The following is a 12,142-nucleotide window of genomic DNA, read 5'->3' as shown; positions in this document are numbered from 1 at the left end:
TATGCCCAAGGGTAGAAGGTCAGTCAATGAGTCAGATTAATGTGATGTTGGTAGATGATCACGCGGTGGTTCGTATGGGATTCAAAATGCTGCTTGAATCTGATGTCGATATGAAAGTAGTGGCAGAGGCCGAGAGCGGTGAACAGGCGATTCAACGTTATGTAGAGCATAAGCCTGATGTGGTGGTGATGGATATCACGATGCCCGGTATTGGTGGTCTGGAAGCCATTGAACGTATTCTGGCAAAAGACAGTAATGCTAAGATTTTAGTGTTGTCTGCGCACGAAGACTCTGTACACCCCAAACGTGTACTTAATGCTGGAGCCATGGGTTATCTCACCAAGCGCAGCGCAGCTGAGGAACTGATTAAGGCGATTAGGACGGTAGCTGGCGGTAAGAAATATCTGGAGGCCAGTGTTGCGCAGCAAATGGCGATTCAGCAACTATCCGGCGACCAAAATCCGGTAGATGTACTTTCACCGCGCGAGTTTGAGGTGTTTATGGCGCTGGCTAAGGGTAAAACTACCAATGAAATCGCTGAAACCCTGTTTTTAAGCCCGCGCACAGTAGGTACGCATTTGTACAATATCAAACAGAAGCTTAATGCCAACAACTCGGCTGAAATCGCTTTAATTGCGATGCGTAGTGGTTTGCTCGATGCCTAGCCTATTAAATACCTAGCTTGCTAGATGCTTGGGTTTGCCAAGTACTTAGGTTTGCTCGGTATTTGGTTCACTGCTATTGCTTTGTATGTAGTAGGCTGCTTTAAGTGCTAGCGGCCGCTACGTATGCTGATAATGCCGCTGGCGATAATCAAACCGATTGCCAGCCATGCGTCTACGCTTAGGTGCTCATGCCACCAAATGACGCCAAATATACTGGCTAATAAAATCGTAACATAGGCGAGACTCGCCACTACCAAGGTATCGCCGGTGCGGTATGCACGTGTAAGTGCAAGCTGAGCAATGGTGGCAGAAACGCCTAAGCCTATCAAAACAGGTAAGTCTGACCAAGTGATGGCGTGAAAGCGGTCAAACAGCATCCATGCACCAGCACACACGGAAGACACTAAGGTAAAGTAAAACACAGTGCGCCAATCAGGTTCATTGGCTTGCCCCAGCTGTTTAACGTGAATGTAAGCCAGTGCTGCGCCTATCCCCGATAATAAGCCTAAGGAACCAGCCAGCCATTGTGATTGGCTGATGGTGGGTTTTAAGAGCAAGCTTACCCCAGCAAAGCCAATTGCCAGTGCGATCAATAGTATTCTTTTAGGCTTTTCATTCAGCAGTAATGGCGTGAGCAACGCCAAAAAGAGTGGTGAGGTATAGTTGAGTGTGATGGCGGTGGCCAGCGGTAAATGCGCAATGGCATAGAAAAACAAAATCAGTGCAGTGAAGCCAACGGCAGCACGTGACATTTGTTTGCGCATGACGGGGGTGGCTAGCGGTAATTTGTGGTGCACAATAAACAAGCCTATAAATACCAAGCCGAATAACGAACGGTAAAACACTAGCTCGGCACTGCTAAATTTTTGGGCGCCAAGTTTAACTAGCGCGCCCATGATGGCAAAACCTAACGCGGCCACTAGCATCCATAAACTACCTAGATTGGGCAGACTGAAGCTGGCTTTTTTCATGCGCCGTGCTCAGGTGGCATCAGGTTGACGGGTAGCATCAGATTTAAATCGGTGCGAGGTGCTGCTGCATTTGCTGACGATACCACTGATGAAAATGCTCCATGCCAGTTTCCATCGGATGCTGATATGGGCCGCGTTCATCAATGCCTTGCGCAAATAGCGCATGGCGTCCATCGTGCATGCGTTGGCAGATATCATTGTCTTCAACGGCGGTTTCATCATAAGCGGCTTGTTGTGCCGCCACGTATTCGCGCTCGAATAAGGCAATGTCTTCCGGATAATAGAACTCCACCACGTTGGTACACGCGTTAACGCCGCGCGGGATAATGTGCGATACCACTAATACGTTGGGATACCATTCAATCATCAGGAACGGGTAGTACACCATCCAGATTGCGCCGTATTTAGGTGTTTTTTCGCCGTGGTATTGCGCAACTTGCTGTTGCCATGCCTGATAGGTAGGCGAGCCTGCTTTGTTCACGGACGGTTTAAAACCCACGGTCTGTACGCTGTAATTAGCGCCGAACTCCCAGTTCAGCTGCTCACAATTTACAAATTGGTTAAGGCCTGGGTGGAAAGGGCCAACGTGGTAGTCCTCTAAATACACTTCAATAAAGGTTTTCCAGTTAAAGCTGTACTCTTCAACAGCTACGCGGTCCAGCATGTAGCCAGTAAAGTCGAAATCTTGCTTGCAGCCTAAGTTGGCTAGATCTTTTGCAATGTCGCGTTTGGTATCAAACAATAAACCTTGCCAATTTTGTAAGGTTTTTTTATCCAGATTCAAGCAAGGATTTTGCTCAAAATGCGGCGCACCAAGTAGTTTGCCTTCTAGATCATAAGTCCAGCGATGCAGAGGGCAAACGATGTTTTTCGCTTGACCGCGGCCTTTAAGCATTAAGGCTTGCCTGTGCCTGCACACATTGCTCAGCACGTTAATGCCGTCCTGTTGGCGTACTAAGCTTTTCGCTTGTCCCATCCAGTCTAGTACATGGTAATCACCAACGTTAGGCACCATGAGTTCGTGGCCAAGATAATGTGGCGCATGGGCGAACAAATGCTGTTGCTCTAAGGCGTAAGTATTTTCATCAACATACCATGAGACAGGTAGTTGGAATGCGGTGTCTTGTTGGGAAGCTAAAGTCAAAGATGCCATAAGAAAAAATGATTGGCAGTTAAAATTTCAGGGATGGCGATTTTTGCCTAAATTGCTATTTTTATCAAGTCATTATTATATAATTATCTGTAAGTTTTGTGCGGTAAAACTTGCCAATAGTGAGGTTTTCGGCTACTCTCGTGAGAGTTTCTTTACCCTTCAATTAAAATTTAACTACCATCTTTTTAAATTAAATAAAGCAAAGATGTTGTCGCGATTCTTCATTAACTGACGAGTTGCGGGATTTTTATTTTTGTAGGTTTCCTACATCGCAGAGAATGTAGGATTTGCATTGCCTAATAATTAGTACGTCTAAATAACTTGTATTTGAGTAAATAAAAAAATGTCAGACCATTTAATGAATACCTATATGCGTCAGCCGGTTACCTTCACCAAAGGTAACGGCGTTTGGCTATGGGATAACAACAATGAACAATATCTTGATGCACTGTCAGGCGTTGCGGTAAATGGCTTGGGTCATGCGCATCCTAAATTGGTAGACGCTATTGCCAAACAAGCCGCTAATTTGATTCATGTCTCTAATATCTATCAAATTGCCGAGCAATCAGCACTGGCTGATAAGTTGTGTGAAGTGTCTGGCATGGATAAAGTGTTTTTCTGTAACTCTGGCTGTGAGGCCAATGAAGCGGCAATTAAAATTGCGCGCTTATACGGAAACAATAAAGGGATTCATAACCCTGAAATTATTGTGATGGACCAATCTTTCCACGGACGTACTTTAGCTACGCTATCTGCAACAGGTAACCGCAAAGTGCAGGCAGGCTTTGAGCCATTGGTAAGCGGCTTTATTCGCGTGCCGTATGATGATGTAGAGGCTGTAAAACAAGTAGCTTTGCACAACCCAAATGTGGTAGCCGTACTAGTGGAGCCAGTGCAAGGCGAGGGCGGTGTGAATATCCCTAAAGATGCCAGTGGCTATTTAGAGCAACTGCGCCAGATATGTGATGCCAATGATTGGCTATTAATGTTAGATGAAGTGCAAACGGGGATCGCGCGCACAGGTACTTGGTTTGCATTCCAACATACCAGCATTAAACCTGATGTGATGAGCTTGGCTAAAGGCCTGGGTTCTGGCGTGCCAATTGGCGCTTGTGTTGCCAGCGGTAAAGCTGCTGAGGTGTTTACCTACGGCAAGCACGGCTCCACTTTTGGTGGTAACCCGTTAGCGACGGCTGCAGGTTTGGCTACACTGAATATTATTGAAGAAGAAAAGCTGCGTGAAAATGCTGAGAAAATTGGCAATTTGATTCGCGAAGGTTTTACAGCAGAGCTGAAAGGTACGCCAGGTGTGGTAACCGTGCGTAATGCTGGCATGCTGATCGGTATTGAGTTGGATCGTCCATGCGGTGACTTGGTTAAAATGGCATTAGAAGCCAAGTTGCTGATTAATGTGACGGCAGACAAGGTGGTGCGTTTATTACCTCCGCTTGTGATGAGTGAAGCTGAGGCAAAAGAGTTGGTGCAACGCTTATCTGCCTTAATCAAAACATTTTTATCACAATAAATCATTTATAACATAACTAACTGTAGTCGGTTTTAATAAAACTTGAACTACCAAAGATGATGGCAATAAAACACTTTTTACAATTTAATGATTTAAACCGTGACGAGCTTGAGTATGTGTTCGAGCGTACTCGTTGGATCAAAAGCCAATTCAAGGATTATCAGCAATATTGGCCTTTACAAGACCGTACATTGGTAATGATTTTTGAAAAAGCCAGCACACGTACACGCTTGTCATTTGAAGCTGGTATGCAGCAGCTAGGCGGTTCTGCGATTTACTTAAATACTAGGGATTCGCAATTGGGTCGTGGTGAGCCGGTGGAAGATGCCGCACAAGTGATCTCGCGTATGAGCGACCTGGTGATGATTCGTACCTTTGAGCAGGAAATCATCGAGCGCTTTGCTGCCAACTCACGCGTGCCGGTGATTAACGGTTTAACCAATGAGTATCATCCGTGTCAGATTTTGGCGGATATTTTTACTTATATTGAGCACCGCGGCTCAATTAAAGGCAAAACCGTGGCTTGGATTGGTGACAGTAATAATATGTGTCATACATGGCTACAGGCTGCCGAATTATTAGACTTTAATGTGCATGTATCTACGCCACCAGGATATGAAGTTGAGCCTGAGCGCGCTAATTTGTATGGCACAGATCACTTTGAAGTATTTGCTGACCCAATGGATGCCGCGCGCGGTGCTGACTTGGTGACCACTGATGTGTGGACCAGCATGGGTTTTGAGGCAGAGAACGAAGAGCGTATGCGCGACTTTGCAGATTGGCAAGTAGATAGCGACATGATGCGTGTTGCGGCCAAAGATGCCTTATTTATGCATTGCTTGCCGGCGCACAGAGGCGAAGAAGTTTCTGCTGAAGTGATTGATGGCATGCAAAGTGTGGTGTGGGATGAAGCTGAGAATAGGCTGCATACTCAAAAAGCACTGATGGAATATTTGTTGTTAGGAAAAATTTAGTTAGCAGCAAACATGCTGTTTGTTGAGAGCTGTGTTTGCAAGCATTGACCTTGACCTTCAGTAGTGAATTGCGAAATATCTATAGATAGAAAGAGATCATGAGTAACGTAAATAAAGTAGTGTTGGCCTATTCAGGCGGTTTAGATACCTCAGTTATTTTGAAATGGCTGCAAGATGAATATAAATGTGAGGTTGTGACTTACACGGCTGACTTAGGTCAAGGTGAAGAGTTGGAGCCAGCGCGTGCCAAAGCTAAGGCGGCTGGTGTTAAAGAGATTTTTATTGATGACGTGCGTGAAGAGTTTGTGCGTGATTTTGTATTCCCAATGTTCCGCGCCAACACCGTGTACGAAGGCGAGTATTTATTAGGTACGTCTATTGCACGCCCATTGATTGCCAAACGTTTGATTGAGGTAGCTCGTGATACTAAAGCCGATGCAATCTCTCATGGCGCAACAGGTAAAGGTAACGACCAAGTGCGTTTTGAGCTAGGTGCTTATGCGTTAAATCCTAACATTCAAATCATTGCTCCATGGCGCGAGTGGGATTTACTCAGCCGTGAAAAACTGATGGCATACGCTGAAAAACACGGTATTCCTGTGGACATGAAGCATAAGCAAGGCGGTAGCCCATACAGCATGGATGCAAACTTGCTGCATATTTCTTATGAAGGTCGTCATCTAGAGAACCCAGCTGCAGAAGCTGAAGACTCAATGTGGCGTTGGAGCGTAAGCCCAGAAAAGGCACCAGATGCAGCGGAGTATTTAGACATTGAATACGTAAACGGCGACCCAGTCAGCTTAAATGGCGTGGCAATGAAAGCACACGAGTTGCTGGCACAGCTTAACCAAATTGGTGGTAAGCATGGTGTAGGCCGTTTAGATTTGGTTGAAAACCGTTATGTGGGTATGAAGTCACGTGGTTGCTACGAAACCCCAGGCGGTACTATTTTGCTTAAAGCGCACCGCGCGATTGAGTCTATTACACTAGACCGTGAAGTGGCACACCTAAAAGATGATTTAATGCCGCGTTACGCTAGCATGATTTACAACGGCTACTGGTGGAGTCCTGAGCGTATTGCGTTGCAAACCTTGATTGATCACACACAAAAAACAGTCAATGGCTGGGTGCGCGTGAAGCTGTATAAAGGCAATGTGATTGTGACTGGTCGTGATAGTAAAACTAATTCACTATTTGACCCTAACATCGCTACTTTTGAAGACGACAAAGGTGCTTACGATCAAAAAGATGCAGGCGGTTTTATTAAGCTTAATGCATTGAGAATGCGTATTGCAGCAAATTTAAGAGATAAAAAATAAGCGCTAAAATAGCTGCAACATTAAGTGCAGGTGCTTCAGTTGTGGTTGGCCGATGGTGACCAAAAATTGAAGTTCCTGTTGGCGTTGGAGCAGTCTGCTTAATGAGATAGCTTTGATTACATAGTGCAGTAGATAAAAGCACCTAGTGTTAACTAGGTGCTTTTTTTGTTTGTGGGGGGGTAGTAAGCGTATCCGATGCTTAATCAACAATTAGGCGGCCATTCAGCGGTTGTACTGGACGGTTGTTGTTTTGTGTCAGTGCTGATAATGCCTCAATTTGCTCTTTGCTCGCAGTCATTGGTGTTTTAATCAATATCCAGCGTACGCCTTCAGTACACGGTGGGGTGGTGAGTGAGCCGCTAAAGCGGTAGTAGTCCTGATTGCTCGGCATCAATTCACTTGCCAGCAGCCTTGATTTGAGTGTCACTGCATTGTTACTCTCGTTAGGTAACTGTTTTAGCAGTTTGTCTAAGGCAGTGTTAGGCTTACCTTCCCTGAATAAAACGGCAACGATTGCAGTGCTGCCTTTAACGTCGGTGTGTAAAAATTGCGCTTCCAACGGGAAGGATTTGCCTTTAAAAGTATGTTCGCTAGGCGTGCGAAAATTGGCTTGTTTCAGCTTGAATGTGATGTTGTCTATAGCGACAAGATTACCATCTCTAAAGTTTAGCTGTATTGAATGATTGGTTTGTAATACTTCTTTGGCCGGAAACTTCTGCAACAATTTTAATGGTTTTAAATTTGCATCCAGACTTTCGTCGATATCAATCGGTGATTGTGTGCTGCCGGCACTGCACATGGAGAACTCGTCACTTAGCTTAGCCCAATGCTCAGGGCCTTCTTTGCCATCATAACCCCAAGCGACAGGTTTTTTGGCTTCTTCAGTTTTCTTGTTATTGGGTTTGGCTGGCGTTTTGCCAGCGGGCTTTGCATCTACCGGTTTAGCCTCTGTTGGCTTAGCGTCTGTAGGCTTGGTTTCAGCGGGTTTACTATCTGTATCTGCAGGTTTAGCAGTTGCGTTGGTTTCGGCTTTAGGGTCTGAAGGCGCTTTGCTTGGTGCTGTTGTTTTAGGTGTTACGCTCTTATGGCTTGTGCATACATACTGCATGGCTCGATCAAAGTCTGACTCCGGCACCGGTTCAATAAATTTAGCATTCTTTACATTATCAATCCCAGCCGAATGCACAAGCTCACCATTTAAGTATTGGAACACTTGGGTCGCCGCAGATTTTTGTGATGGGCAATCAAAATACCAGAGTAGTTTTGAAAGGTTATATTGCGTATCGGGTGACTCTATATTTTTCTGAATAGTTTTATATTCAATTTTTACCCAGGCACGCTTTAGTTTGTCTTTCTCTAGGATAGATTGTTTGTCTATCATCAATTTCGAGGAGCTGCTCTCATTCAGTTTTGCCCAATTGGCGGCCGAGCATATGCTGATGCTCATGAAAAAAGAAACGAGAAATAGGGCTAAATAAATTACCGCTTTTTGCATATTGCGTTCCGACTTTATTGTTAATGCCTAGCGTTAATTAGCTTTTAACGTAAATTTGGCACTTATTTAGTATTGATGAAAGTGGTATTAAATTCATATATATTTAGTTAACGGCTGAATTGCGCATTTGTTTAATAAAATTGCACATCTTTTCTATACAGATTTAGGTACAGACTTTTTATGTTGAAATCATGTTGGCGATATGAATATTTATCTGCTTTAGCCATGCTAGGCGCTGCGATGTTCTATAATCACCATTAATTCAAAGTAAAGTGAAATTTGATTGATGACGACAGCAGTGGCAAGCCCTCTCGTGGAAATTTATGCCGATGGTGCATGTAAAGGGAATCCTGGCCCGGGCGGCTGGGGAGCATGGATTAGCTATGAGGGGCATGAAAAAGAATTGTTTGGCGGTGAGTTAGTTACCACCAATAACCGTATGGAGCTCACAGCCGTGATTCGGGCGCTAGAAGCCTTGAAGCGTACATGTCATGCAAAAGTGTTTACGGATTCTGTTTACGTACAAAAGGGAATTTCTGAGTGGATTATTGGCTGGAAAGCGCGTAACTGGCGCACTGCTGATAAAAAACCTGTCAAGAATGATGATTTATGGCGCGTGTTGGATGTGTTGGCGCAGCAGCATACAGTTGAGTGGATATGGGTTAAAGGGCATGCTGGTAACGTAGGCAACGAGCGTGCGGATTTGCTGGCAAATAAAGGTGTAGAGCAAGTGTTGCAAAAAGGGAGGGGTGCATAATGAGGCAAATCTTTTTAGATACGGAAACCACAGGTTTGTACCATGCCCAAGGGCATCGTGTGATTGAAATTGCGGCAGTTGAGGTGGTAAACAGACGCTTAACCAAGCACCATTTTCATTATTATTTAAACCCAGATCGTGACATAGACCCCGGCGCTCAAGAGGTGCATGGTATTTCCCTAGAGTTCTTGCAAGATAAACCCCGCTTTGCTGATATTGCTAATGAGCTGATTACGTTTATTGCCGATGCTGAACTTATTATGCATAACGCGCCATTTGACGTGGGCTTCTTAAACTGTGAGCTTGGACTGATTGGTCAGAAGAAAGTGGAGGAAATTTCCGCTAAAGTGACCGACACCCTCAAAATTGCAAAAGAAATGCGCCCTGGTCAGCGTAATAACCTAGATGCGCTATGTAAGTATTTTGGCATAGATAACTCTAAGCGCACGCTGCATGGCGCATTGCTGGATGCCGAGTTGCTCGCAGATGTATACATGGCAATGACCCGTGGCCAAGATAGTTTGATGATTGCATTGGATCAACCTAGCCATGAAACTGTAGAGGTAAGCGCCGTGAGCCATGCACCCTTACAAGTAAAACTGGCGAATAGTACCGAGCTTGCCGATCATGAGGCATATTTGGCTGGTTTGGCGAAGTCAGGTAACTGCGTCTGGAATAGTTAATGTTGAGTTTAGGTTAATGTTTAGTTTTAAAGAGCTAGTGATTAGTTAATTGAAGAAAGTAGCAAATAATGAATAACACAATTCTTGTAACAGGTGGCGCTGGCTTTATCGGCTCTAATTTTGTGCTAGCTTGGGTGAAGCAGGGCTTAGGCACTGTAGTCAATTTAGACAAACTGACCTATGCCGGTAATTTGGACAACTTAGTTAGCCTAGAACATAGTGCGCACCATGTATTTGTGCACGGCGACATTGGCGATCAGCATTTGGTTGCTAAATTATTAGCTGAGCACAAGCCGCGTGCAGTGGTAAACTTTGCGGCAGAAAGTCACGTAGACCGTTCTATCCACGGCCCGGAAGACTTTATTCAAACCAATATTGTGGGTACGTTTCATTTGTTAGAGGCAGTACGTGCTTATTGGGGAGAGTTAAATACGGCGGATAAAGAAAATTTCCGTTTTTTGCATGTCTCTACCGATGAAGTTTATGGCTCATTAGGTAAAAATGACCCTGCATTTACAGAAACTACGCCATACGCACCGAATAGCCCTTACTCTGCATCTAAAGCATCTTCAGACCATTTGGTACGTTCTTATCATCACACGTATGGTTTGCCAACGTTAACTACAAATTGTTCAAACAACTACGGGCCTTATCACTTCCCTGAAAAACTAATTCCATTGGTGATTCATAATGCTTTAGCTGGTAAGCCTTTACCTGTGTATGGCAATGGTTTGCAAGTGCGTGACTGGCTGTACGTAGAAGATCATTGTGCGGCAATTAGGCGTGTGCTGGAAGCGGGTAAGGTGGGTGAGGTTTATAACGTCGGTGGTTGGAACGAGAAAACCAATATTGATATCGTCAGAACACTGTGCCGTATGCTGGATGCGAAGCAACCACGTGCTGACGGACAGTCTTACGCCGATCTCATTACCTATGTCGCTGATCGTCCAGGCCATGACATACGCTATGCGATTGATGCAACCAAAATTGCAACAGAGCTAGGCTGGAAACCAGCAGAGACTTTTGAAACTGGCATAGAAAAAACTGTGAACTGGTATTTGGCGCATCAAGATTGGGTTAATAATATTACCAGCGGTGATTACCGCAATTGGATTCAAACACACTATTCAGAACGCGGTGAGGAAATGGCATGAAGGGAATTATTTTAGCAGGTGGTTCTGGTACGCGTCTGCATCCAGTCACCCAAGTGGTGTCTAAGCAACTGTTACCGGTTTATGATAAACCGATGATTTATTACCCGTTAACGACGCTGATGTTGGCTGGGATTCGGGAGATTTTGGTGATTTCAACACCGGAAGACACACCACGTTTTCAGCAGTTGCTGGGTGATGGTAGCCAATGGGGGATATCCATTCAATTTGCGGTGCAGCCTTCTCCAGACGGTTTAGCCCAAGCTTTTATTATCGGTAAGTCGTTTATCGGCAATGATAGTTGTGCGTTGGTACTTGGCGATAATATTTTCTACGGGCATGAGCTAGCGATTAAAACGCAAGCGGCATCAACGCTCAATAAAGGCGCCACTGTCTTTGCTTACCCAGTGAGCGACCCGGAGCGTTATGGCGTGGTTGAGTTCAATGCCCAAGGGCAGGCCGTGAGTTTGGAAGAAAAGCCAACTCAGCCTAAATCTAGATACGCGGTTACAGGTTTGTATTTCTATGACAACGATGTGATTCGTATTGCTGAACAATTAAAACCATCCCCGCGTGGTGAACTGGAAATTACGGATGTGAACCGTGCTTATCTTGAGCGTGGTGATTTGCAAGTAGAAGTCATGGGGCGCGGCATTGCGTGGCTAGATACTGGTACGCATGAGTCGCTGCTAGAGGCTTCAATGTTTATTGAAACCATAGAAAAGCGTCAGGGCTTGAAAGTAGCTAGTCCTGAAGAAGTGGCTTATCGTATGCAATATATCGATGCCGCGGCGCTAGATAAGCTGGCTAATCGTTATATTAAGAACGCCTACGGACAATATTTGAAAATGCTACTGACGGAGCAGGTGTACTAAATGCAAGTGATTAAGACAACAATTCCTGATGTACTGATACTGGAACCTCAAGTATATGGCGACGAAAGAGGTTTTTTTTTCGAAAGCTTTAATCAGCAAAAGTTTGAGCAGCTAACCGGCGTTAAAACACAGTTTGTACAAGATAACCATTCTAAATCTGCAGCCAACGTATTACGTGGCTTGCATTACCAAATCTCACAGCCGCAGGGTAAGTTAGTACGCGTAGTGGCTGGTGAAGTGTTCGATGTTGCGGTAGATTTGCGCAAGCATTCCCAAACCTTTGGGCAATGGGTTGGTGCAATATTGTCTTCGGATAATAAACGTCAGATGTGGGTGCCAGAGGGTTTTGCGCATGGCTTTCTAGTGTTGAAAGATAATACTGAGTTTTTGTATAAGACCACAGATTATTACGCGCCGCAGCATGAGCGCTGCATTCGTTGGGATGATGCCGATATCGGCATTGAGTGGCCCACCGCTAGCTTGGCTGCGCATGCTATCCCAGTCCTTTCCGCTAAAGATCAGCTAGGTTTGCGTCTTGTGGATGCTGATGTGTTTGTATAAGGCCCACAATCGT

The 12,142-nt window shown here is 45.0% G+C and carries 12 protein-coding genes; 9 read left to right on the top strand and 3 right to left on the bottom strand.

Going from position 1 to position 12,142, the window contains the following annotated elements; genetic code table 11:
- The first annotated feature begins 26 nt into the window (after positions 1–26).
- Entirely contained in the window at positions 27–665 is a 639-nt protein-coding gene (locus tag MMOL_RS06980; protein ID WP_015832314.1) for a response regulator, read from the top strand.
- Between the two features lie 107 nt (positions 666–772).
- Here MMOL_RS06980 and MMOL_RS06975 read toward each other — a convergent pair whose 3' ends face one another.
- A complete protein-coding gene (locus MMOL_RS06975; protein WP_015832313.1) occupies positions 773–1,636 on the bottom strand; it encodes a DMT family transporter in 864 nt (287 codons plus the stop codon).
- 43 nt (positions 1,637–1,679) lie between these two features.
- The gene (locus tag MMOL_RS06970; RefSeq protein WP_015832312.1) at positions 1,680–2,789 is read right to left on the bottom strand and encodes an aromatic ring-hydroxylating oxygenase subunit alpha; all 1,110 of its coding nucleotides are present in this window, start codon (positions 2,787–2,789) and stop codon (positions 1,680–1,682) included.
- 343 nt (positions 2,790–3,132) lie between these two features.
- Here MMOL_RS06970 and MMOL_RS06965 point away from each other — a divergent pair, with 343 nt between their 5' ends.
- The 3 genes from MMOL_RS06965 (at position 3,133) to MMOL_RS06955 (ending at position 6,607) form a co-directional block, all read left to right on the top strand.
- Entirely contained in the window at positions 3,133–4,314 is a 1,182-nt protein-coding gene (locus MMOL_RS06965) for an aspartate aminotransferase family protein (protein WP_015832311.1), read from the top strand.
- A gap of 59 nt (positions 4,315–4,373) precedes the next feature.
- Positions 4,374–5,288, top strand: a complete 915-nt coding sequence (gene argF / locus MMOL_RS06960; protein WP_041928748.1) for an ornithine carbamoyltransferase — start codon at positions 4,374–4,376, stop codon at positions 5,286–5,288.
- 98 nt (positions 5,289–5,386) lie between these two features.
- Positions 5,387–6,607, top strand: a complete 1,221-nt coding sequence (locus tag MMOL_RS06955; protein ID WP_015832309.1) for an argininosuccinate synthase — start codon at positions 5,387–5,389, stop codon at positions 6,605–6,607.
- A 199-nt stretch (positions 6,608–6,806) separates the two neighbouring features.
- On the opposite strand, the gene MMOL_RS06950 is transcribed toward MMOL_RS06955, so the two are convergent.
- Positions 6,807–8,054, bottom strand: coding sequence for a surface-adhesin E family protein (locus tag MMOL_RS06950; protein WP_041928747.1), 1,248 nt, complete (start codon positions 8,052–8,054; stop codon positions 6,807–6,809).
- Positions 8,055–8,388: 334 nt separating this feature from the next.
- On the opposite strand from MMOL_RS06950, the gene rnhA reads away from it, so the two are divergent.
- From rnhA to rfbC, 5 genes are all read left to right on the top strand, one after another.
- Positions 8,389–8,859: a ribonuclease HI gene (rnhA, locus tag MMOL_RS06945; RefSeq protein ID WP_015832307.1), complete on the top strand. Its 471-nt coding sequence runs from the start codon at positions 8,389–8,391 to the stop codon at positions 8,857–8,859.
- Positions 8,859–9,542, top strand: coding sequence for a DNA polymerase III subunit epsilon (gene dnaQ, locus MMOL_RS06940; RefSeq protein WP_015832306.1), 684 nt, complete (start codon positions 8,859–8,861; stop codon positions 9,540–9,542). Before rnhA ends, dnaQ begins: the two co-directional genes overlap by 1 nt.
- Positions 9,543–9,610: 68 nt before the next feature.
- Positions 9,611–10,696 (top strand): dTDP-glucose 4,6-dehydratase, encoded by a 1,086-nt coding sequence (gene rfbB / locus MMOL_RS06935; protein WP_015832305.1) that lies wholly within the window; start codon positions 9,611–9,613, stop codon positions 10,694–10,696.
- Positions 10,693–11,568 (top strand): glucose-1-phosphate thymidylyltransferase RfbA, encoded by an 876-nt coding sequence (gene rfbA, locus MMOL_RS06930; protein WP_015832304.1) that lies wholly within the window; start codon positions 10,693–10,695, stop codon positions 11,566–11,568. Before rfbB ends, rfbA begins: the two co-directional genes overlap by 4 nt.
- Entirely contained in the window at positions 11,569–12,129 is a 561-nt protein-coding gene (rfbC, locus tag MMOL_RS06925) for a dTDP-4-dehydrorhamnose 3,5-epimerase (RefSeq protein ID WP_015832303.1), read from the top strand.
- Positions 12,130–12,142: the final 13 nt, after the last annotated feature.

Source organism: Methylotenera mobilis JLW8, from assembly GCF_000023705.1.
Lineage (GTDB): Bacteria > Pseudomonadota > Gammaproteobacteria > Burkholderiales > Methylophilaceae > Methylotenera > Methylotenera mobilis.
The sequence above is the reverse complement of the archived record's forward strand: the minus strand, read 5'-3'. Positions and strand labels throughout refer to the sequence as shown.

What these genes read in the sequence shown, in the direction of transcription:
- rfbA (WP_015832304.1), top strand. Translation starts at nt 10,693, where the DNA reads ATGAAGGGAATTATTTTAGCAGGTGGTTCTGGTACGCGTCTGCATCCA.
- MMOL_RS06965 (WP_015832311.1), top strand. Translation starts at nt 3,133, where the DNA reads ATGTCAGACCATTTAATGAATACCTATATGCGTCAGCCGGTTACCTTC.
- rfbC (WP_015832303.1), top strand. Translation starts at nt 11,569, where the DNA reads ATGCAAGTGATTAAGACAACAATTCCTGATGTACTGATACTGGAACCT.
- MMOL_RS06955 (WP_015832309.1), top strand. Translation starts at nt 5,387, where the DNA reads ATGAGTAACGTAAATAAAGTAGTGTTGGCCTATTCAGGCGGTTTAGAT.
- rnhA (WP_015832307.1), top strand. Translation starts at nt 8,389, where the DNA reads ATGACGACAGCAGTGGCAAGCCCTCTCGTGGAAATTTATGCCGATGGT.
- MMOL_RS06980 (WP_015832314.1), top strand. Translation starts at nt 27, where the DNA reads ATGAGTCAGATTAATGTGATGTTGGTAGATGATCACGCGGTGGTTCGT.
- rfbB (WP_015832305.1), top strand. Translation starts at nt 9,611, where the DNA reads ATGAATAACACAATTCTTGTAACAGGTGGCGCTGGCTTTATCGGCTCT.
- dnaQ (WP_015832306.1), top strand. Translation starts at nt 8,859, where the DNA reads ATGAGGCAAATCTTTTTAGATACGGAAACCACAGGTTTGTACCATGCC.
- argF (WP_041928748.1), top strand. Translation starts at nt 4,374, where the DNA reads ATGGCAATAAAACACTTTTTACAATTTAATGATTTAAACCGTGACGAG.
- MMOL_RS06975 (WP_015832313.1), bottom strand. Translation starts at nt 1,636, where the DNA reads ATGAAAAAAGCCAGCTTCAGTCTGCCCAATCTAGGTAGTTTATGGATG.
- MMOL_RS06970 (WP_015832312.1), bottom strand. Translation starts at nt 2,789, where the DNA reads ATGGCATCTTTGACTTTAGCTTCCCAACAAGACACCGCATTCCAACTA.
- MMOL_RS06950 (WP_041928747.1), bottom strand. Translation starts at nt 8,054, where the DNA reads ATGAGCATCAGCATATGCTCGGCCGCCAATTGGGCAAAACTGAATGAG.